Origin of the sequence: Kaistella antarctica (genome assembly GCF_900109615.1) — a bacterium.
Lineage (GTDB): Bacteria > Bacteroidota > Bacteroidia > Flavobacteriales > Weeksellaceae > Kaistella > Kaistella antarctica.
Window position 1 is genome coordinate 137501 of the sequence record NZ_FOIX01000003.1, and the last position, 20777, is coordinate 158277.

The 20777-nt window shown below is 37.5% G+C and carries 21 protein-coding genes; all 21 read right to left on the reverse strand.

From position 1 onward, the window contains the following. Positions 1-40 precede the first annotated feature (40 nt). The 21 genes from BMX49_RS09185 to BMX49_RS09285 all read right to left on the reverse strand — a co-directional run bounded on the left by BMX49_RS09185 (position 41) and on the right by BMX49_RS09285 (position 20774). On the reverse strand, positions 41-1141 hold the full coding sequence (locus tag BMX49_RS09185) for an ABC transporter permease (protein ID WP_034720106.1): 1101 nt from the start codon (positions 1139-1141) through the stop codon (positions 41-43). A 36-nt stretch (positions 1142-1177) separates the two neighbouring features. Continuing rightward, positions 1178-1540, reverse strand: a complete 363-nt coding sequence (locus tag BMX49_RS09190; RefSeq protein ID WP_034720108.1) for a four helix bundle protein — start codon at positions 1538-1540, stop codon at positions 1178-1180. 58 nt (positions 1541-1598) lie between these two features. Next, entirely contained in the window at positions 1599-2351 is a 753-nt protein-coding gene (locus BMX49_RS09195) for an ABC transporter ATP-binding protein (protein ID WP_051803802.1), read from the reverse strand. A 1-nt stretch (position 2352) separates the two neighbouring features. Further along, positions 2353-3279: an ABC transporter ATP-binding protein gene (locus BMX49_RS09200; RefSeq protein ID WP_034720110.1), complete on the reverse strand. Its 927-nt coding sequence runs from the start codon at positions 3277-3279 to the stop codon at positions 2353-2355. Positions 3280-3461: 182 nt separating this feature from the next. Then, the gene (locus BMX49_RS09205; protein ID WP_034720113.1) at positions 3462-4433 is read right to left on the reverse strand and encodes an HlyD family secretion protein; all 972 of its coding nucleotides are present in this window, start codon (positions 4431-4433) and stop codon (positions 3462-3464) included. Positions 4434-4506: 73 nt separating this feature from the next. Continuing rightward, on the reverse strand, positions 4507-5754 hold the full coding sequence (locus tag BMX49_RS09210) for a TolC family protein (protein WP_034720114.1): 1248 nt from the start codon (positions 5752-5754) through the stop codon (positions 4507-4509). 89 nt (positions 5755-5843) lie between these two features. Then, complete coding sequence (locus tag BMX49_RS09215) at positions 5844-6443, reverse strand: TetR/AcrR family transcriptional regulator (RefSeq protein ID WP_034720116.1); 600 nt, start codon at positions 6441-6443, stop codon at positions 5844-5846. 150 nt (positions 6444-6593) lie between these two features. Next, positions 6594-7553 carry a T9SS type A sorting domain-containing protein gene (locus BMX49_RS09220; protein WP_034720117.1) on the reverse strand — a complete coding sequence of 320 codons (960 nt, stop codon included), beginning with the start codon at positions 7551-7553 and terminating at the stop codon, positions 6594-6596. A gap of 185 nt (positions 7554-7738) precedes the next feature. Further along, complete coding sequence (locus BMX49_RS09225; RefSeq protein WP_034720120.1) at positions 7739-9118, reverse strand: NADH-quinone oxidoreductase subunit N; 1380 nt, start codon at positions 9116-9118, stop codon at positions 7739-7741. Positions 9119-9205: 87 nt separating this feature from the next. Continuing rightward, positions 9206-10699 (reverse strand): complex I subunit 4 family protein, encoded by a 1494-nt coding sequence (locus BMX49_RS09230; RefSeq protein WP_034720121.1) that lies wholly within the window; start codon positions 10697-10699, stop codon positions 9206-9208. A 3-nt stretch (positions 10700-10702) separates the two neighbouring features. Then, a complete protein-coding gene (nuoL, locus tag BMX49_RS09235) occupies positions 10703-12598 on the reverse strand; it encodes an NADH-quinone oxidoreductase subunit L (protein WP_034720122.1) in 1896 nt (631 codons plus the stop codon). A 6-nt stretch (positions 12599-12604) separates the two neighbouring features. Beyond that, positions 12605-12934: an NADH-quinone oxidoreductase subunit NuoK gene (nuoK, locus tag BMX49_RS09240; protein WP_034720124.1), complete on the reverse strand. Its 330-nt coding sequence runs from the start codon at positions 12932-12934 to the stop codon at positions 12605-12607. 4 nt (positions 12935-12938) lie between these two features. After that, positions 12939-13433, reverse strand: a complete 495-nt coding sequence (locus BMX49_RS09245; RefSeq protein WP_034720127.1) for an NADH-quinone oxidoreductase subunit J family protein — start codon at positions 13431-13433, stop codon at positions 12939-12941. A gap of 1 nt (position 13434) precedes the next feature. Beyond that, the gene (locus tag BMX49_RS09250) at positions 13435-13983 is read right to left on the reverse strand and encodes a NuoI/complex I 23 kDa subunit family protein (RefSeq protein ID WP_034721440.1); all 549 of its coding nucleotides are present in this window, start codon (positions 13981-13983) and stop codon (positions 13435-13437) included. Positions 13984-14036: 53 nt separating this feature from the next. Next, on the reverse strand, positions 14037-15098 hold the full coding sequence (nuoH, locus tag BMX49_RS09255) for an NADH-quinone oxidoreductase subunit NuoH (RefSeq protein ID WP_034720130.1): 1062 nt from the start codon (positions 15096-15098) through the stop codon (positions 14037-14039). A gap of 2 nt (positions 15099-15100) precedes the next feature. Next, complete coding sequence (locus tag BMX49_RS09260; RefSeq protein WP_034720132.1) at positions 15101-16099, reverse strand: NADH-quinone oxidoreductase subunit G; 999 nt, start codon at positions 16097-16099, stop codon at positions 15101-15103. A 26-nt stretch (positions 16100-16125) separates the two neighbouring features. Continuing rightward, positions 16126-16953: a hypothetical protein gene (locus BMX49_RS09265; protein WP_034720133.1), complete on the reverse strand. Its 828-nt coding sequence runs from the start codon at positions 16951-16953 to the stop codon at positions 16126-16128. Between the two features lie 49 nt (positions 16954-17002). Further along, positions 17003-18358: an NADH-quinone oxidoreductase subunit NuoF gene (nuoF, locus tag BMX49_RS09270; protein ID WP_034720136.1), complete on the reverse strand. Its 1356-nt coding sequence runs from the start codon at positions 18356-18358 to the stop codon at positions 17003-17005. Positions 18359-18370: 12 nt separating this feature from the next. Then, the gene (locus BMX49_RS09275; protein WP_034720137.1) at positions 18371-18880 is read right to left on the reverse strand and encodes an NADH-quinone oxidoreductase subunit NuoE family protein; all 510 of its coding nucleotides are present in this window, start codon (positions 18878-18880) and stop codon (positions 18371-18373) included. A gap of 113 nt (positions 18881-18993) precedes the next feature. Further along, positions 18994-20217 carry an NADH-quinone oxidoreductase subunit D gene (locus BMX49_RS09280; protein WP_034720140.1) on the reverse strand — a complete coding sequence of 408 codons (1224 nt, stop codon included), beginning with the start codon at positions 20215-20217 and terminating at the stop codon, positions 18994-18996. Between the two features lie 62 nt (positions 20218-20279). Then, entirely contained in the window at positions 20280-20774 is a 495-nt protein-coding gene (locus tag BMX49_RS09285) for an NADH-quinone oxidoreductase subunit C (protein ID WP_034720142.1), read from the reverse strand. Positions 20775-20777: the final 3 nt, after the last annotated feature.

Below are 20777 nucleotides of genomic sequence, written 5' to 3' on the forward strand. Positions count from 1 at the left end.
CATCTTTTATCTATCAGCGAAGCGGTCCATTATCTTTTATCTACTCTAATCTTATTTTAAATCTTTTGACCGATATAAAGAATAACACGAGCATCATTCCGATGAGAACCAACACGTGTTTCCAGACCACCTCCCAGCCAGTTCCTTTGATCATGATGTTTTTGACAATTTCATAATACCATTTTGCGGGAATGACGTTGCCGATGATTTGTAGAGGCATTGGCATATTTTCGACCGGGAACATAAAGCCACTGAGCATAATTGTGGGAAGCATGGTTCCGACTAAAGCAATCAACATCGCGGTTTGCTGGCTATCGGTGACGATTGATATTACGATTCCCAGTAAAAGATTGGTGATGATGAAAATGATGCTGATCGAAAATAGTAAAAGCAGGCTTCCTTTGATGGGTAAATCGAGGACGGTCACACTTAAAATCAGAATCGAAATCAAAATAATAATCGATAAAATAAAGTAGGGAATTGCCTTGGCTAAAATAATAATGTACGGTTTCATTGGTGATACCAGTAGGACTTCCATGGTGCCCATTTCTTTTTCGCGGACAATTGCGATGGCGGTCATCAAGACGCAAATGATTAAAAGAATTAAAGCCATCACACCAGGAACAAAATTGGGTGCGCCTTTGAGTTGCGGATTGTAGAGCATTCGGATCTCTGGCTGGACGCCGGAATTCGATTGAATCGCTTGTTGTCCATAAAAATCCATAATAATATTCGACATGAAACTATAAACTTGGTTTGCCATATTAAGGTCGGTTCCGTCGGTGATGAGTTGGAGTTGGGCTTTTTTACCACTACTCATATTTTGAGAAAACTTCGCTGGAATGACCAATATCATTTTTGTTTTTCCACCTTTAAAAGCATCTTCTGCTTCATTGATGGATTTCAAATCTTGGTCGATATCAAAGTATTGATTAGCGGCGATTTTTGAAATCAGTTCGATGGAGGCTTGGGATTTATCCTGATCGATGACGCCAATTTTGGTGTCTTTCACTTCCGTACTTAAAGCAAAACCAAAGAGCAAAACCTGCACAATCGGCATTCCGAAAAGGACCAGCAAAGTTCTCTTGTCACGCAGCACGTGCCAGAATTCTTTTTTTACAAAAGTGATTAACTGTTTCATTTATTTAGTTGACAATTGAAAGTTGAAGGTTGACAATTAATGCCGGCCTAAATTTTCTTTTGTCGTTTTTACTATTTTTATGAGCATTTTTAAAATTTCTGTACAGTCTTCTGTTATTGAATTATATTCTTTTTCATTAAGGTATTCGCCTTTGTAGAGTAGGAGCAACCAGTAATCAGTTTCATTGGCTTCTTTTAATGCAATATTCATTTTGTTTAGAAAATCTGCTTTTGATTGTCCGTGTTCTGCTTCTCTAATCATTGCACCAATCGCAGTTCCACTTCTTAATAGTTGTTTTGATAAGATATATTCTTTCCTTTCTTGCGTCAATATTTTATAAATTTTAATCAGCCGAATTGAAAAAACTATCGATTTCTCTGCTACCGTATTATTTTCCATAATTTCTACTTTTAATCATTTTGGTTTTCACTTTCAACTTTCCACTATTAACTCTCAACTAATCAGATCTTTTCGCTCCGCGTGCTAATTCATAAAAAACATCGTCCATGCTTTTTGCATTGAATTGTTGTTTCAAATTCGCAGGTGTATCTAAAGAAGCGATTTTTCCGTCTACCATGATTGAAACCCGGTCGCAGTATTCGGCTTCATCCATATAATGCGTGGTTACGAAAATGGTAATACCGCGATCGGACGCATCATAAATCATATTCCAGAACTGCCTTCTGGTAACAGGATCAACGCCGCCCGTTGGTTCATCTAAAAATACGATTTGCGGCTCATGAAAAATTGCAACAGAGAAAGCGAGTTTCTGTTTCCAGCCCAAAGGCAATTGGGAAACAAGTTTGTTTTTTTCATTATCTAAACCCAGTTCTTTGATAAGTTCGTCCCTTTTTATTTTTAAATCTTTTCGTGGGATTCCATAAATTCCACCGAAGAAGTTGAGGTTTTCTTTAACGGTCAAATTACCGTACAAAGAAAATTTCTGACTCATATAACCGATACTCTTTTTAATCTTCTCCGTTTCTTTATAAACGTCAAAACCTGCAACCGTAGCTGTGCCAGAACTGGGAATAGAAAGTCCGCTTAACATTCTCATCGCCGTAGTTTTTCCAGCACCATTAGCACCAAGAAAACCAAATATTTCTCCTTTTTTGACCTCGAAGCTGATGTGATCCACCGCAGTGAAATCCCCAAAAGTTTTAGTGATGTTTTCTGCATTTATGGCAATATTTGGATGGTTGGAAGTCATTTTAATGGTTGGATAATAAACGGATGAAACTATCTTCGATACTGGCCTTTATAGGATTGATTTCTATATTTTCAAATCCTTCTTTTTTTAAATATTCAATGACGGTTGTTGTGTTGAAATTTTCATTTTTCTCCAAACTTAAATGCACGAATTCTCCGTAGGCGTAAACATTTTTCTTTTGGTCAAACTTTTCCAAAGCGCGCAATACATTGGCTGTTCGTCCTGCCTTCACTTCAAAAAGTAAATCAGGATAGGAATTGCTTATAGTAGCTGGAGTTTCTATCGAAAGTATTTTACCATTTTGAATTAAGGCGATTCGATCGCACAAAGCAGCTTCATCCATGTAAGGTGTGGCTACGACAATCGTTATGCCTTGCTTTTTTAAACGTTGTAGCATTTCCCAGAATTCTTTTCTTGAAACGGGATCTACACCTGTAGTTGGTTCGTCCAGAAATAAGACTTTCGGTTTATGAATTAAAGCGCAACATAAAGCCAGTTTCTGTTTCATTCCACCCGATAATTTTCCGGCTCTGCGATCTTTAAGAGGTTCGATTTGAATATAAATATCTTTGATTAAATCATAATTCTCTGCAATGGTGGTATTAAAAACGCTGGCGAAAAACTCCAAATTTTCTTCAATCGTTAAATCCTGATAGAGTGAGAATCGTCCAGGCATGTATCCCAAAATTTTCCGGATTTCTTTATAATCTTTGATCATATCAAAACCTTCAATTGAAGCAGAGCCAGAATTGGGTAGAAGAACCGTGGTCAACATTCTGAAAATGGAAGTCTTTCCGGATCCGTCGGGACCAATCAATCCGAATATTTCGCCAGGGTTGACGTCGAAACTCACGTCGTCTACCGCGAGGACTTTTTCTTTTGCTTTACCGTAAGTCTTGGTGAGATTGTTGACGATAATTGATTTCATTTTGGTTCTGTTTTAACTGAAATTTTTTTTTACCACAAAAGTCACAAAAGTTTTTTTTATAGTTGGAACTTATTACGCTTAAAGTTTTAAAAAGATAACTTCGAAAATATTTTGTGGGCTTTAAAAAGTTATTGTTATATCTATTAAAGCATTTATCTTTTGTGACTTTTGTGGTTTAAATATTAAAATTTCACGTCGCCGTACATTCCTATTTTTAAATAGCCATCGTTTTTTACGTGGATTTTTACGGCGTACACTAAATTGGCTCTTTCATTTTTGGTTTGGATGGTTTTTGGGGTAAACTCGGCTTTTGAACTTATCCAATAAACTTCGCCAGGAAGTTCTTTGGTTTTTCCTTCGCCTGCGTCTATTAGGATTGTTACTTTTTGACCCACTTTTATTTGGGGCAACTGATCTCCAGTGATAAATGTTTTTAAAGTCATGATATCCAAAGCAGCCATTTTGAAAATTGGTTTCCCAACCGTCGCAAACTCGCCTTGGTTCAAATATTTGGTTAAAACCATTCCAGAGATTGGACTTTCAATCGTATTGTTTTTCAACTGTCCATCGATTTGTTCCACCTTTTTCTGAGTTGGTTTTCTTTCGCTCAAGATGGCGCGGTTTTGAATGGAGACATTTTCTTTGGTGGTGGAAATCTGCTGTTGCAAAATATTTAACTGACTTTGGGAGGCAGCAATCTGTTTCTGAAGCACTTTTATTTGTCCGTTGGCATCATCGAGTTGTTTTTTTGTGGCGGCATCTTTAGCCACCAAATTTGCCGTCCTGTTTCTTTCTCTTACGGCATTTTGAAGTTGTTCCTGTAAAATAGAAACATTGGCAGATTGTCCAGAAATCTGGGATTGTAAAACCTGAATTTGCGGAAGGGCAGAATTGGTTTTTTGCTCAATGGCATCAATGCTGGCGATGATTTGTTCTTTTTGCAGTTCCACATTCTTTGGATCGATTTCTCCGACTTTTTCATTGAGTGTTAATTGCTGACCTTCTTCTACATTGAGTTGTAGAATCGTTCCATTCGCTTTGGCAGTAACCATCAATTCATCCGCTTCGAAAGTGCCGGAAGCATCGTAGTTATTATCGGAATTATTGCAGGCAGCGAGAGAAAATAGGGCTGCAAATAAAATATATTTTTTCATCGTATTTTTTTTAAAAGAGTTCTTTATTTAATTTTCAACCTTCAACCTTCAACTTTCAACTTTCAACTACCAACTACTGATTAAGTTGTGCTTTGAGATTATACTGGGTTAACAGATATTGGATCTCGTGGGTTATTTTTTGATTTTTGGCGCGGTCAAGTTCATTCACTTCACGTAAATAATCATTGCTTGTAATAACGCCGTTTTCCAGTTGTGCTAACGAAGCGTTTTTAATGCTTTCACGTAATTCGATGAGTTCATTGTCCTTATTAATCAACTGCTGGATTTTATCGAGGTCGTTGTTGTTTTGAATGGTTTGAAACTGCTGATTGAAAAGAAAGTTTTCTTTCTGTACCTCGATTTCCTGTTGTTGAAGTCCAACCAAAGCCAAATCATTTTTCTTGGTGTAAAATCCAGAGATGGGAATGTTTAAACGAACGCCACCGATGTAGAATAAATCGAATTCATTTTTCAACATATTGAATCCCGGCTTCCCGTAACCACCTTGAAAAAATGCTCCGAGTTTTGGAAGGTTTTTGGAATTGATATTTGCCTTCTGCTGTTCTAAACCTTGTTTTTGTAAATCAAATAGTTTTAGTTCTGCGCGTTTACTTTCATCTTGAATCAGAATTTTATCTGGTTTTTCGAGAGTGGTATTTTCCTCAATATTTTTATTAATGAAAAGAGAAAGCATCTGCAAGAAACTTTTTTTCGTGGATTGAAGTTCCAATTGTTTCTGGTCGAGATTAATGATTTGTGCTTTCAACACATCAACATTACTTCTGAAAATGACGCCGTTTTCTAATTGCGCTTCGGCTTTTTTTAGTCCGCTTGATAAGTCAGATTTGGTTAGTTCTGTTTGTTGAAGTTGCTCATCGGTTTGAAGAATTCCAAAATAGATCTGGTTGATTCTCATTTCTAATTGATCGGTTTCGACTTCTGTTTTTTGTAATTCTATTTCAGAACTAATATTTGCCATTTTCTTTTGATTGGCAATCATTCCACCGTCGTAAATGTTTTGCTGAACGTCAGCATAGACTTTATACTGATCCTTGCTTAAAGGTTCGATGTTCATATTGGGCAGTTGAATAGGAAACTGAATGACATCGTTTTGATAAGTTGCCTGTCCCACGATTTGGATTTGTGGAAGCCAACCTTTTGCTGCATTTTGAATGTTGTATTCTTTGGTTTTCGCAATTAAATCGTGTCTTTTAATGAGCGGATAATTTTGTTTGGCCAAATCGTAACATTCTTCTAAAGTCAATGTTTGGGCATTGCTAGAGAAGAAAAGTAGGAGGAATATGAGTTTTAAAATTTTCATTTTAATTTTTTAAGCGCAAGGAGCGCAATCTTCTTTAATTATTATTAAACTAATTACGAACGCAAGGGCGTTAAACTCAGCGAGGTTCGCTAGGAATTCAACATCATCTTGATCCACATCGGAACCATCGTTTTTCGTTCTTCCACGAATTGTTGAAATTCAGCGTCATTCATTAAGTCGAAAGATTGTAGAATTGGTTTTCCTAAAAAAGGGAAAACAGTCATACTCAGGAAATTTAGTAGGAAATGAAAAGGATTCACCTCTGATTTTCTTTCTTTAATCTGCTGCATCAAATAAGAATTATTCAAAACTTTTTCAAAAGGAAGAATTGATTTTACGTCAGAAGTTTTCTTCTGAATTTCACTTAAGACGAAAATAGGAAGGTTCGGATTTTTGGTTAGAATATCAAAATATTTTGCACTTGCTAAATCTATCTTTTCATCCAAGGAAGTTTTTTCATTCGTCACGATGGGAATAATTTGTCCGAAGAGCAAAACGATTTTTACTTTCATCACTTGTTCAAATAATTTTTCTTTGGTTCGAAAATAGTAATTCAGAAGCGCCAAGTTAATTCCAGCCTCTTCTGCTATGTCACGGGTTCGCGCGCCCGAGAATCCTTTTTCAGTAAAAACCTTGGAGGCAGCAAGTAAGATTTTGTCTTCCGTGGAAAGTTCTGTTGTGGTCATCATTAATAATTCTTTAACAAAGATAGAATTAAAATTTTGATTTAAACAAATGAATTAATCAAATGATTAAATATTGTTTGCTGCGTATTTTTAAATAAGAAAAATACCACCAAAATCTTAGATCAGGTGGCATCTTATAGAAAAGTAGAAAAGCTATTTTTTGATGAACTGAGTAACTTCTGTATTTCCACTCTTATCAGTCAACTTTAATAAATATTGACCAACTGGAAGACGTGCCACGTTCATCGGTGACTTTCCGGAAGCTTTTTCTGAAGCAATCATTTGTCCAGTCATATTATAGATTGAATAAGACGTATATTCTTTGTCAGATTTTACATACATCGTATCTTTTACAGGATTAGGGTAAATAACTGGACTGGCTCCAACTTTCACTGAACTTGCACCCAATTGACCGTCTGCCGTAATTTCCACATAGATAAAGTTCCCTTGGTTAACGTTTCCCGTAGATTGCCAAAGCGCAGAATACAACGTGCCATAACCTGCTGAACTTGTAGAAACAGCGTGAACACTTCTCGAAGATATACCAGTTCCGCTGTGCCGTACTTCAATCAATAGATTTCCACCGTTATATTGCCAAGCACTGCTGAATGTAATTTTAAAGCTGAAGTCGTTCGGATTAGATCCGACTGTTAAAGCACCTGCAGCAATAGGCAAACTTCCCGATCTTACTTTTGTTTGGGTACCCACAACATTGGCAGCAAAATCAAGTTGCCGATTAGCTGGTTCGACACTGTTACTTAAATAAATATCAAATGCAGCCATAGTCAAAGCTGTTGCTGGCCATGCGTCGGCAGTACTGGCAGGCAAGCGAAATGAAATAGATGTCAGGTTTTTCCCAAGCAGGGAAGTTAACAAAGAATCGTCGATGATAAATTGTAATTGTCGTGCAGCATTTCCAAAAGGTCCGATGAATGCGCTGCCTTCATTGCTGTTTGGAACGACTAATGTTGATTGTGCCTTGGTCTTAATGCTGAAGCCAAACATCATTATTATTCCTAATAGTACGGAGAAGATTCTTTTGGTTAACATCCGCTCCGAAATGGTTTTTGTAAAATGATTTCGGTTTTTGTAAAAAGTAATTTTTGTTTTCATAATTAATAATTTATTTGGTTGAAAACAAATTTAGGTAAAAATTATAAAACCAATTTTTTATTCAAATTAGAATAATATACTTAAGAAAAATGCTATTGTATTGCTGATATTAATATGATCCTATTCCTTTAACAAAGAAAAACGCAACTCCTAAGAATTGCGTTTTGATATTATTTATAGTTATGTTATAAACCGAATTGCTTTGCAAACAAATCTGGGAAAACACCCATCGCAACTAGCGCGAAGATGATGAAAACCGCTACTATATTGTAAGTCATCGAAACTTTTTCTGAAGTTTTGAAACTGCTTTCTTTCGGAAAGAACATCACCATGATCAAACGAAGATAGTAAGCAATTGAAATTGCGGAGCCTAAAACCGCGACCAAAACCAAGAATGGAGATTTGTCGATGGCTTGAGCGAAGATGGCAAATTTCCCCATGAATCCTGCTGTTAGTGGAATCCCGGCCATTGATAATAAGGAGACCGTTGCAACTACGGCCAAAATTGGTTCGGTATGCGCCAAGCCTTTGAAGGCATTGTAAGAAGTTTCTCTTTTCAATTTTTCTACCCAGATTAAACACATCATGACACCAACGGTCGCTAGTGAATAAGCAAATAAATAGAAAGCCAAGTTATAACTTGAAAGGCTATTCATTCCGTAAAAAATCAATGTTAAATAACCAACGTGAGAAACGGAAGAGTAGGCCAACATTCGCTTGGCGTTGCTTTGTGCCAATCCCATAACGTTTGCCAAAAATAAAGTGATGATGATTAAAACGCCTATGATATTAATCCATTCTCCATTAATACCGATAAATCCAATCGTCATCAATTTAAAGAAAGCGAAGAAGGCAGAAATTTTCACCACTGACATCATAAATGCGGTGATCAGTGAAGGCGAACCTTGGTAAACATCTGGACTCCACATGTGGAAAGGCGCCAGAGAAACTTTAAAAGCTAAAGCTACCAACATTAAGATTGCTCCTAAGTTGAACATCAAGTTTTTTGGATTGTTTATCGCAAATTCATGAATCGTGTATAAATCAAAACTTCCACTGCTTCCGTAAATTAGGGCAACTCCGAATAGAAGGAATCCTGTGGCGAAAGCTCCCATTAGGAAATACTTGATTGAAGCTTCGTTGGAACGTAGGTCTGTTTTGTTACTTCCTGCTAAAACGTAAAGCGGAATAGATAGGATTTCAATTCCTAAAAATAAAGTTACTAAGTTTTGGAAACCAAATAAAATAACACCTCCACACAAAGAGAACAGCATTAAGGCGTACAATTCTGACTGGTGATTTCGGTGATTGCTAAAGGCAAACCCAGCGATAAAGAAAATAAGGATGGTGGTTACGATGGCAATTTTAGTAAACAAAGCTGCATTTGCTCCAAACTCATACATGTGCTGAAATTGGTTGAAGAACGAAAGCTCCGGTAAGAAACTAACGTAAAAAGCAATCATCAGTCCCAAGATCCCAATGTATCTGGAGAATTTTCCTTGTTCAAAAACACCTGCAAACAATGCGGCAACTGCGGTAAGGAATATAATTATTAAAACGCTCATTTAGTTTAGATTTGAGATTGATAGATTTGAGATTTCAGATTTTCACCCTTGGTCTCGATCTCTTTATTTCTTAATTATTAATTTTTCTTAATTCATCATTGAAGTAAAAATAAACTTCAATGAACTGTTCACCATGTCGATAATCGGTTGCGGGAAGATTCCCAAGAGGATTACAAAAACAACCAAACTCGCCAAAACGGTAAACTCAACGCCGGTTACATCACCTGCTGTTGCTAAAACTTCGTCATCACCTTCGCCAAACATGGCTTTACCGTAGAATCTGAAAAGATAAACGGACGAGAAAATCATAGTTGTCCCACCAATTACGGCTGCAGGAATACTGTAATCGAAAATTGATTTTATTAAAATAAACTCTCCTACAAAGCCATTAGTCAAAGGCATTGCGATTGATCCTAATAAGATAATCATGAATAAAACTGCAAATTTCGGAGCAACTCTGGCCAAACCTCCCATTTGACGAATGTCTCTGGTTTTAAATCTTTTATAAAGAATATCAGCACAGTAAAATAAACCAACAACGTTAATCCCGTGAGCGAAAGCTTGCACTAAAGCTCCTTCACCACCTTGAATCATTAAAGTTCCTTTCATCGTCAGGATTGCTGAAGCCATAATTCCGGCGGTCATTAATCCAACGTGAGATAAAGAAGAATAAGCAATCAGTCGTTTGGAGTCATTTTGAATAATGGCTATTAAAGCACCATGAACCACGCCGATAATTGCGAGGACCAAAACAATCTGTCCGGAAATTCCTAAAATGGGTTCTGGCGTAATCGGTAGTAACCATCTGAGTAAACCGTACACTGCCATCTTCAACATAATCCCCGAAAGTAGCATAGAGCCTTGTGTTGGTGAATAGGTGTACGTATCAGCTTGCCAAGAATGGAAAGGGAAAATCGGTAACTTCACGGCAAAGGCAAAGAAGATAAACCAGAAAATCACCGTCTGCGCACCTGAAGTTAAATCGGCATTATACAAATCAGTCAACGCAAATGAAGCGGAGTGATTGTAAACGTAGATTAAACCAATCAACATAAATAGGGAACCTACAAAGGTGTACACAAAGAACCTCGTCGTAAATTGAATTTTTTTGTTTTCCTGACCCCAAATTCCGGCGATTAACCAGATTGGAATTAAGGTTACTTCCCAAAAGATATAGAATAATAATCCATCTAAAGAAGTGAAAACTCCGACTAAACCAAACTGCATTAATAATATTAAACCGTAGAAGGTATTTCTATAACCTGGTTTTTCATTAAACGCAGACAGAATAATAAGCGGTGATAAAATGTTGGTTAATAATAACATCAACATACTCATTCCATCAATCCCGAAATGAAGGTTGCTCTTAATATAACTGGACCAAGGATAATTGATTTCGTATTGTAAAACACCATCAACGGTAGGTTTATAGTCGAAATTCGAAAGCATGTAAAAGGTCAAGAACATTTGTGCAAATGCAATTCCTAATGCGAGATATTTACTGGCGGGATTTTTCCACGCGAACACCAAGACTGAACCTACGAGAGGTAATAGCAGCAATGTTAATAATAGGTATGACATTTACTATTGTAATATAAAGTTAACAAATAAGATAATTCCGATGGCCAAAGACATGATGAGAACGTAATTCTCTACATTTCCATTCTGCAGCTTCTTGGCAGCTCTTCCAGAATCTTCTGCACCGGTACCAATGTAATCCACAAATCTTTTCAGAACGCCTTTGTCGAACATGTTTCCACCAACTCCCAAACCTTCGATAAACTTCACAAAAGTTGCGTTGTTCAATTCGTCGATATATAATTTTCTGTTAGACAGTTTTTCCCAACCGGTATAATTTTCATCTGGAGAAGCCATTTTTTTCTTATCGACGTAGATGTTTTTAACAACGAACCAAACTACGAAAAACATTAAAACAGTTAATCCTAAAAGAATCATCTCGGTCATGAAAGGCACTTCAGCCAATTCAACATCATAAACGTAAATGATTTGGAGCCAATCTGCCAATTTTGCATAATTGCCTTGACCAATAAAATGCGGAAGGTTAATGAAACCTCCGATAATTGATAATCCAGCAAGAACCATTAACGGAATCGTCATGCTTAAAGGACTTTCATGCAGGTGACTTTTTTGTTCATCAGTTCCTCTAAACTCACCATGGAAGGTTAAGTAATAGGCTCTGAACATATAAATAGCTGTCATGGCTGCAATTATGAAAAGAATTACCCAGACATAAGGACTTTTACCAAAAGCATTCGCTAATATTTCATCTTTAGAAATCATTCCGGAAAAGAAGGGAAATCCTGAAATCGCCAATGTTCCGATAAAGAATGTAATATGCGTAATTGGAATTTTTTTCTTTAAACCACCCATGAATCTCATATCCTGTTCGCCACTCATGGCGTGAATTACAGAACCTGAACCTAAGAATAATAAAGCTTTGAAAAAGGCGTGAGTTAACAGGTGGAACATGGCCACCGTATAGGCTCCAATACCGACTGCAACAAACATAAATCCTAATTGCGAAACGGTAGAATAGGCTAAAACTTTTTTAATGTCATTTTGTCGAAGACCGATAAACGCAGCAACCAAAGCGGTTAATAATCCGATGAACAGAATCGCGTCCATAGTCGTTGGCGCCAGCGAGAACAGAAAGTTCGAACGAACAATCAGGTAAATTCCAGCAGTTACCATTGTAGCCGCGTGGATCAATGCTGAAACCGGAGTTGGTCCAGCCATCGCATCAGGAAGCCAAGTGAATAGTGGAATCTGGGCAGATTTACCAACTGCTCCAATAAATAAACTGGCAGTGATAAAAATAATTATTGTTGAATCTAATTCGAATTTTCCTGAAATTTGAGCAACGGAAAGATAATCGATGGCGTTGGTTTGAGCTGCAATCATCAGAATTCCGATGATCATTCCCAAGTCACCAATACGGTTCATGATGAAAGCTTTTCTAGCTGCTGCACCGTATTCTTTGTTTTTGTACCAGAATCCAATCAGTAAGTAAGAACAAAGTCCAACACCTTCCCAACCGATGAAAAGAATTAAATAATTGCTTCCCATGACCAGCAGCAACATCATAAAAATGAAGAGGTTCAGGTAAGAAAAGAATTTATGAAAACCTTCGTCAGTGGCCATGTAGCCAATAGAGTAGAGGTGGATTAAAGAACCAATTCCAGTGATAATCATCACCATCATTAAGGAAAGCTGATCGATTTGAAACCCAAAATTCACTTGAATTCCACTAATCCTAAACCATTCGAAAGCTCGTACAATTAAGGGTTGCGAATCTGCCTCAAATTTGAAGAATAAACTCAAAGCAATAATAAATGAGGCAAATACCACCGCCGTGGCAACAGTTCCGACCAACATTTTCGGAAGTTTTTTTCCAAATAATCCGTTGAACAGAAATCCTGCAAGTGGCAAAAGTATAATCGCGTAAACTAAATTTTCCATCCTATATTATCCTCTTAATTTATTAAAAATACTAATGTCTACCGATTTGGTATTTCTGTACAACATGGCAATAATTGCTAAACCAACTGCAACTTCTGCCGCTGCCACAACCATGATAAAGAAAACCAGGATCTGCCCGTTTCCATCTCCTTTATAAGAAGAGAACGCAGCGAGCAAAAGGTTTACAGAATTCAGCATCAGTTCTACACAACCTAAAATGATGATGGCATTTTTGCGAATCAACACGCCTAAAACACCAAGGCAAAACAATACAGAACTTAGAATAATAAAATATTCCAGCGGAACTACTTGTATAAATGAATTTACTTCTCCCATAATTCTATAAATCTTTTTTACCAATTAAAACTGCTCCAACAATTCCCGCAAGAATAAGGATGGAAGCCAACTCAAACGGCAAAACATATTCGTTAAACAATAATCTCCCGAGGTTTTTCGTCAACCCAACTGAAGTATCTACATCGCCGGCAAATGTTTTTTGATTCAAACCTTTAAAAGCGCCTAAAATTCCGACCAATAATAATCCAGACGTAAATACGCCGATAAATTTCGAAAGGTTTTTCTTTTTGCTTTCATCTTCTTTATTCAAATTCAACATCATTAAGATGTAAAGGAATAAAACCATGATGGCTCCAGCATATACGATGATTTGAACAATCCCAAGGAACTGCGCATTCAACAAAATATAAAGAGCTGCGATTGAAAAGAACGTCACGATCAGTGATAAAATAGCGTACATCGCGTTTCGTGCAAAGACAAAATAGAACGCACTGACCAGCGCCAAAAATGAAACGAAGAAGAAGATAATTTGTTCCATATTATTTCACTGATTTTTTTTGCAATTCACTTTGACGAGCGGTAATGTCAATTCTCTCATTGATTTTTTCAACCAATTTATCTTTGCCGTAAATAAAACTTCCACGGTTGGTTTCTACATCCACCAAACGGTCAGTCATGTAAATCGCTGATTTCGGGCAAGCTTCTTCGCACATTCCACAGAAAATACAACGGAGCATGTTGATCTCATAAACCTCGGCATATTTTTCTTCTCGGTAAAGATGTTTTTCATCTTTGGTTCTTTCGGCCGAAATCATGGTAATTGCTTCTGCAGGACAAGCCACGGCGCATAAGCCACAAGAAGTACATCTTTCTCTGCCTTCTTCATCACGCTTCAAAACGTGTTGCCCGCGCCAAACTTTTGCGATCGGCTTTTTGACTTCAGGATAAGAATAAACTTTTCCTTTTGGGCCCGCTATCGCATGTTTTAAAGTAATCGCCATTCCCTTAAAGATTTCCGGGAGGTATAATTTTTCCATAAAAGTCATCTCTTTGTTCGAGACTACTTTTGATCTGTTTGTCAGTTTCATATTGATGGGTTTTAGCGCCACTTTTCAGTATTGCATTAAAACTTCTTTTTTAATTAATTTGCGAAGAAAACAATTACGGCGGCCGTAATTACTAAGTTCACTAAAGCTAATGGAATCAAGGTTTTCCAACCCAAATGCATTAATTGATCATATCTAAATCTTGGGATGGTCCAACGGATCCACATGAAGATTAAAATTCCTAAAACGGTTTTCCCTAACATCGCAACGATACTTAAGGTGCCGGCAATGTTTTCTCCCCAGTTTTCAGCAACCCAGCTAATCCCGGGATAATTAAATCCACCGAAAAATAAAGTTACAATTAAGGCATTAGAGATAAACATATTCACATACTCACCAAACATATATTGTCCGTAATTCATTGAAGAATATTCGGTCATATAACCGTTAACCAATTCCGATTCACATTCTGGTAAATCAAAAGGGTGACGGTTGGTTTCGGCCATGGCAGCGATGAAAAAGATAATGAAAGCTAAGGGTTGATAGAAAATATTCCAGTTCATTCCGTCTGCTGGAATGAAACCCCAGAGTTTCCCAGTTCCCTGAGAACTCGTAATGAAATGTAAATCTAAACTTCCTGACATTAAAATAATAGAAAGAAGCGAAAGCCCCATTGCCAATTCGTAAGAAATCATTTGCGATGAAGCACGGATGGCTCCAATCAATGAATACTTATTATTAGAAGCCCAACCGCCGATCATCATTCCGTACACGCCAATAGAAACCATTCCTATTAAGTACAAAACACCAACATCAATATTGGCAACTTGAACATCAAAAGAATTTCCACCGATGTTTAATGATTTTCCCCAAGGAATAACGGCTCCTGTGATTAAGGAAATAAACATGGTTAGGGCAGGACCGACATAAAACAGAAAACGGTCAGCACCTTGTGGCACGAATCCCTCTTTGAAAAAGAGTTTACCGCCATCTGCTAACGGTTGCAAAATCCCAAAAGGACCAGCTCTGTTCGGACCAATTCTATCCTGAAGAATCGCTGCTACTTTTCTTTCACCCCACGTCGAATAGGCGGCAATACCTAATGATACGGTGAAAAGTACAACGACTAATATAATCTTAAAAGTAAGTAACTCCATAATTAATTCTCGTCTTTATCGCTCAGTTCTTTTGCATCTGGATTATCCAAAAGACTAATCATGTTTTTAGGTTTTTGGTAGTGATTCAAGGAAATCACTGAATGGCGATCGATATGACGTGGTCCTTCAATCGTCCATAACTTTAAATCTTTTTTATGAAATCTACAGTCGTCGCAGATCCAATCCTGAACTTCGTCGTACTGATTTTTTCTGGCAGTTACTCTAATAACTTCTTCACCTTTCATCCAAACTACGGCTTTTCCTGCACATTTGGTACATTCGCAAGTTCCGTTCATTGGCTTTGTAAACCAAACTCTGCTCGCAAATCTTGCCGTTCTATCTGTTAAAGCTCCAACTGGACAAACATCAATAACGTTTCCGATGAAATCACTTTCTAAGGCTTTATTTAAATTAGTCGAGATTTCAGCATGTTCGCCACGGAATAAAATTCCATGTTCTCTACCTTCTGTCAACTGATTTGCCACGAGAACACACCTTGCACAAAGGATGCACCGGTTCATATTCAATTTAATATTAGGACCAATATCTTCAGGCTCAAACGTTCTTCTTTCGAATTCTGTTCTTGTCTTTTCTAAACCGTGCTCGTAACTTAAATCTTGCAAATGACATTCTCCAGCTTGATCACAAATAGGGCAGTCCAGAGGGTGATTGATTAATAAAAATTCGGTTACGGCATGTCTTGCTTCTTGCGTTTTTTCAGAAGTCAAATTTTTAACTTCCATTCCGTCCATCACGGCTGTTCTGCAACTTGCTGCTAATTTTGGCATTGGTCGCGTATCAGCATCAGAACCTTTAGATACTTCTACCAAACAAGTTCTGCATCTACCGCCACTATTTTCCAACGGTTTGTAATAACACATTGCCGGCGGAACTGATTTACCACCGATTTGTCTGGCTGCTTCCAAAATAGAAGTTCCCGGCACAACTTCAGTCGTCTGTCCGTCGATGGTTATTTTGAATTTTTTAATTTCTTCGCTCATTATAGATGAATTCAAAAATGAATTTATTATTTTTTTGTATTAAAGGTATATCCAATTCCAAAAGTAACTTGTCCGAAAACGAAATCTTGTTCTGCTTTATCGGGTTTGTTATTTACAGTGGTTTTAATGTCAAACATATTGATGTACCCGCCTTTTGCTTCTACTCTCGCTACAACATGTTTCCAGAAAACAAAGTTCAAACTCGTTCTACCGTCTAAACCAAACCCTGCAACATGGAAGCGGTCGCTTCTTTCATTACCAAATAACTGGACATTGCTTTTGGGAAACATGGGCCCTAAACCGCCACCGTAACTCCAAACAATATCAAAGTTTTTTTTATTATAAATGTTCTTATATTTTTCTAAACCAAAACTGATGTAATTTAATCCATCGGTGTGCTCAAAAAGTAAGAATTTTTCATCTGCCAAATTAACTTGTCCGTTCTGTATCATCGTCGCGTAAGCAGGATCTGAAATTTTTCCTGAGAACTTTACCGTTTGATCCTGATCCATTACATATTTCATATGATCAACACCGGCAACAATTGCTAGATTATCTTTAATAAAATAAGCAAATCGCTGATTGGTTTGCGGTATGGTTACTCGATCTAACTTAAAATAGTTATAATAAGAAAAGTCAGAAGGGCGATCGTGCGCAACTACTTTATGCAAAATGAAATCATAACCATCTCCTTTAAAATGAATATCTGAATTGCTGAAGGCCGCTCGATTCCATCCCCAAAAAATAAGCATTTGCCCTTTTTTCGTTAAAGGCTCTTTTTTAAGTTTTACATCTTGACCAAAGCCAAAACTAAATCCTAAAACTAATGCTACTAAAAATACTACTTTCTTCATGTCCAAAAGAGCATATTACTCCTTATATCTTCTAAATAAAACTTCTTTCTTACTCTGCTTTTACAGCCACCGGAATTGGATCAGCGTAATTTGCTAAACCATAATTTCTTGTTTGGCTTTCTGGATTGTCAATGTACCATTCGAACTCATCACGGAAATGACGAATCGCTGCAGCAACGGGCCAAGCAGCCGCGTCACCTAGTGGACAAATCGTATTTCCTTCAATCTTTCTCTGAACGTCCCACAACAAATCAATATCATTTAAAGTTCCTTCACCACTATGAATTTTTTTCAAAATCTTATACAACCAAGGCGTTCCTTCACGACAAGGAGTACACTGTCCGCAACTTTCGTGTGCGTAGAAATGGGCCAAGGTCATGGTATGTTTCACAACGGATTGATCTTCATCTAAAACGATAAATCCACCCGATCCCATCATCGTTCCGGTAGCAAAACCACCATCAGAAAGGGATTCGTAATTCATGATTCGAGGTTCACCATTAATGGTTCTCAACAATAAATTTGCAGGAACAATCGGTACAGAACTACCACCTGGAATACAGGCTTTCAGTTTTTTACCATTCGGAATTCCGCCACAGTATTCATCAGAATAAATAAATTCTTCAACCGTAATGGTCATGTCTATTTCGTAAACGCCAGGTTTGTTGATGTTTCCACAAGCCGAAATTAATTTAGTACCTGTTGAACGACCAACGCCAATCTTCGCATATTCAGCACCAGTGATATTGATAATTGGGACAACAGCAGCAATGGTTTCTACGTTGTTTACAACAGTCGGACATTCCCAAAGACCTTTCACAGCAGGGAAGGGTGGTTTCAAACGAGGGTTTCCTCTTTTACCTTCCAGAGATTCTAGAAGGGCAGTTTCTTCACCACAAATATAGGCGCCGGCGCCACGATGAACGTAAATTTCTAAATCGAAACCAGTTCCTAAAATGTTTTTCCCTAAAAATCCGGCAGCTTTCGCTTCGTCTATGGCTTCCTCTAAAATCGCCACAATCCAAGCATATTCGCCACGAATATAAATATAACCAGTGTTTGCACCCAAAGCAAATGAGGAAACGATCATTCCTTCAATTAAAAGGTGAGGAATAAATTCCATCAAGTAGCGGTCTTTAAAAGTTCCCGGTTCAGATTCGTCGGCATTTACGACTAAATATCTGGGCACGCCTTCAGGTTTTGCCAGGAAACTCCATTTCATTCCAGTCGGAAATCCAGCACCACCACGACCTCTTAGCCCAGAAGTTTTCACTTCTTCCGTAATTTCGTCAGGAGTCATTTTGAAGGCTTTTTCCACCGCGTCGTAACCACCTTGTTTGCGGTAAACTTCGTAGGTGCGAATTCCTTGTATATGGGCGTCTTTAAGTAAAAGTTTTTTACTCATTATTCTTAAAAATTAATCCAAAGCAAGCGTTCCCTGTCTGCAAAGTTCCAGGATCTCGTTTACTTTTTCTTTTGTTAAATGTTCATGATAAAATTTCCCGACTTGCATCATCGGAGCGTAGCCACAAGCGCCAAGACATTCTACGGTCTTCAGTGAAAATAAGCCATCAGCAGAAGTTCCACCCGCAGTGATATTCAAGGTTTCTTTAATGTGTTGGATGATTTCATCGCTACCATTCAGCATACAAGGGCCCGTTTGGCAAACTTCCAACACGAATTTTCCCATCGGTTTCATGTTGAACATGCTGTAGAAAGTTGCTACTTCGTAAACCTCAATTGGTTTTATTTCCAACAGTTCAGCTACGTAATCCATTACTGGAACCTGCAGCCAACCACCAAATTCTTTTTGGGCTAAATGAAGAACTGGAATCAAAGCTGATTTTTTTCTTTCAGCCGGATATCTTGCGGTAATTTTATGAACCTGAGTTAATGTTTCAGGTGTAAAAGCAATCGTTTCGCTCACGTTTTTTTAAATTTTAAATTTTAAATCTTAGAATTTTGAATTCTAAAACTTTAAATATTATCTTAGGAATTCGGATTATTTTAAAAATGATCATCCGAAATTTATAATTCTAATTAGGCGTCTAATTCACCTGCAATCACATTCATACTGCACAAAGTCAAAATCGCATCTGAGATTGGTGCACCTTGAATCATTTCTGGGTAAGCCTGGTAATAAATAAAGCAAGGTCTTCTAAAGTGTAATCGGTAAGGAGTTCTTCCACCATCGCTCACTAAATAAAATCCTAATTCACCATTCCCACCTTCAACACTGTGATAGACTTCGCCTTTGGGAACTTCCGTTTCACCCATTACAATCTTAAAGTGATAAATTAAAGCTTCCATATTGTTGTAAACATCCGCTTTTTCTGGCAGATAGAAATCTGGAAGATCTGCGTGGAAAGGTCCTTCTGGTAAATTGGTGTAGGCTTGTTCGATGATTTTTAAACTTTCCCAAACTTCCTGCTGACGAACCATAAAACGGTCGTAAGTATCGCCTGAAGTTCCTACGGGAATAATGAAATCAAAATCTTCATACGAAGAATAAGGAGAAGCAACTCGAACATCGTAATCAACGCCTGCAGCTCTTAGATTTGGACCTGTAAATCCATAACTTAAAGCACGTTCGGCGGAAATTGGTCCAGATTTTATAGTTCTATCCATAAAGATTCTGTTTCTCTCATTTAAATCACAGAAATCTTGCCATACGACAGGGAATGTCTTTAACCAACTAGTCAATAACTCATGGAATTTTGGACTGAAGTCTCGTTCAAATCCTCCAATTCTACCCATGTTGGTCGTCAACCTCGCTCCGCAAATTTCCTCATACATTTCATAGACTTTCTCTCTTTCCGAGAAAAGGTAAGTTAAACCTGTAATCGCTCCGGCATCCATTGCGGTAACTCCGTTGCAAATTAAATGGTCGGTGATTCGTGCTAATTCCATCATTATGACGCGCATGTAATCTACACGCTTAGGAACTTTGCAACCAATCAGCTTTTCTACAGTCATGTGCCATCCCAAATTATTAATGGGCGCTGAGCAGTAGTTCATTCGATCAGTTAGAGTTGTAATCTGAGTAAAGTTTCTTCTTTCAGAAATCTTTTCAAAAGCACGGTGAATGTAACCCACAGTTTGCTCTGCATGCAAAATTCTCTCACCGTCCATGGTCAGGACGTTCTGGAAAATTCCGTGTGTCGCAGGGTGCGTCGGTCCAAGATTTAAGGTGTATAATTGACCGTCAATCTGTTCCTTAGCATCGTGTTGGTTGAGTATATTGGAGAGTGCGTTGTCTTTCATAATTGATAATTAATTGGTGACAGTTGATTGCAATAATCAATGATCATTCATCATCTATATTTTTATCTTCCGAACATTTTATCGTCCTTATCGGTTCTAGAACCATCTTCTAAACGATATTCTTTCAACATTGGGTGATAGCCTAAATCTTCCATATTCAAGATGACTCTTAAATCAGGATGACCTTTAAATTTAATTCCGTAAAAATCAAAAGTTTCTCTTTCCATCCAGTTTGCACCAGCGAAAAGTTCTGTCATAGAATCAACTTCCGCATTTTCTCTTGGCATAAATACTTTCAGGCGAATTCTGAAATTATCCATCATATTATGAAGATGATAAATAACGCCTAGTTCTTTTTCTGGAGTTTCAGGATAGTGAATTCCACAAATATCCGTCAGGAAATTAAATTGCAGCGAAGAATCTCTCAAATGATGAATTACCTTTTTAATATCTTCTTTCTTTATTTCTAAAGTTAAAAAATCGTAAGAGGTTTCATTCGAAATTACGCTATCGGGAAATTCTCTGCTAATGGCTTCTAAAACAAATTCATTCGTCATTTG

Bases quoted from the DNA above. Each gene is read 5' to 3' on its own strand.
- BMX49_RS09215 (WP_034720116.1), bottom strand. From the start codon at position 6,443: ATGATGACCACAACAGAACTTTCCACGGAAGACAAAATCTTACTTGCT.
- BMX49_RS09185 (WP_034720106.1), bottom strand. From the start codon at position 1,141: ATGAAACAGTTAATCACTTTTGTAAAAAAAGAATTCTGGCACGTGCTG.
- BMX49_RS09280 (WP_034720140.1), bottom strand. From the start codon at position 20,217: ATGAAAGACAACGCACTCTCCAATATACTCAACCAACACGATGCTAAG.
- BMX49_RS09250 (WP_034721440.1), bottom strand. From the start codon at position 13,983: ATGAAACTGACAAACAGATCAAAAGTAGTCTCGAACAAAGAGATGACT.
- nuoK (WP_034720124.1), bottom strand. From the start codon at position 12,934: ATGGGAGAAGTAAATTCATTTATACAAGTAGTTCCGCTGGAATATTTT.
- BMX49_RS09285 (WP_034720142.1), bottom strand. From the start codon at position 20,774: ATGACGAATGAATTTGTTTTAGAAGCCATTAGCAGAGAATTTCCCGAT.
- nuoF (WP_034720136.1), bottom strand. From the start codon at position 18,358: ATGAGTAAAAAACTTTTACTTAAAGACGCCCATATACAAGGAATTCGC.
- BMX49_RS09220 (WP_034720117.1), bottom strand. From the start codon at position 7,553: ATGAAAACAAAAATTACTTTTTACAAAAACCGAAATCATTTTACAAAA.
- BMX49_RS09230 (WP_034720121.1), bottom strand. From the start codon at position 10,699: ATGTCATACCTATTATTAACATTGCTGCTATTACCTCTCGTAGGTTCA.
- BMX49_RS09195 (WP_051803802.1), bottom strand. From the start codon at position 2,351: ATGACTTCCAACCATCCAAATATTGCCATAAATGCAGAAAACATCACT.
- BMX49_RS09205 (WP_034720113.1), bottom strand. From the start codon at position 4,433: ATGAAAAAATATATTTTATTTGCAGCCCTATTTTCTCTCGCTGCCTGC.
- BMX49_RS09245 (WP_034720127.1), bottom strand. From the start codon at position 13,433: ATGGAACAAATTATCTTCTTCTTCGTTTCATTTTTGGCGCTGGTCAGT.
- BMX49_RS09260 (WP_034720132.1), bottom strand. From the start codon at position 16,099: ATGAGCGAAGAAATTAAAAAATTCAAAATAACCATCGACGGACAGACG.
- nuoL (WP_034720122.1), bottom strand. From the start codon at position 12,598: ATGGAAAATTTAGTTTACGCGATTATACTTTTGCCACTTGCAGGATTT.
- BMX49_RS09190 (WP_034720108.1), bottom strand. From the start codon at position 1,540: ATGGAAAATAATACGGTAGCAGAGAAATCGATAGTTTTTTCAATTCGG.
- BMX49_RS09200 (WP_034720110.1), bottom strand. From the start codon at position 3,279: ATGAAATCAATTATCGTCAACAATCTCACCAAGACTTACGGTAAAGCA.
- BMX49_RS09225 (WP_034720120.1), bottom strand. From the start codon at position 9,118: ATGAGCGTTTTAATAATTATATTCCTTACCGCAGTTGCCGCATTGTTT.
- BMX49_RS09265 (WP_034720133.1), bottom strand. From the start codon at position 16,953: ATGAAGAAAGTAGTATTTTTAGTAGCATTAGTTTTAGGATTTAGTTTT.
- BMX49_RS09210 (WP_034720114.1), bottom strand. From the start codon at position 5,754: ATGAAAATTTTAAAACTCATATTCCTCCTACTTTTCTTCTCTAGCAAT.
- nuoH (WP_034720130.1), bottom strand. From the start codon at position 15,098: ATGGAGTTACTTACTTTTAAGATTATATTAGTCGTTGTACTTTTCACC.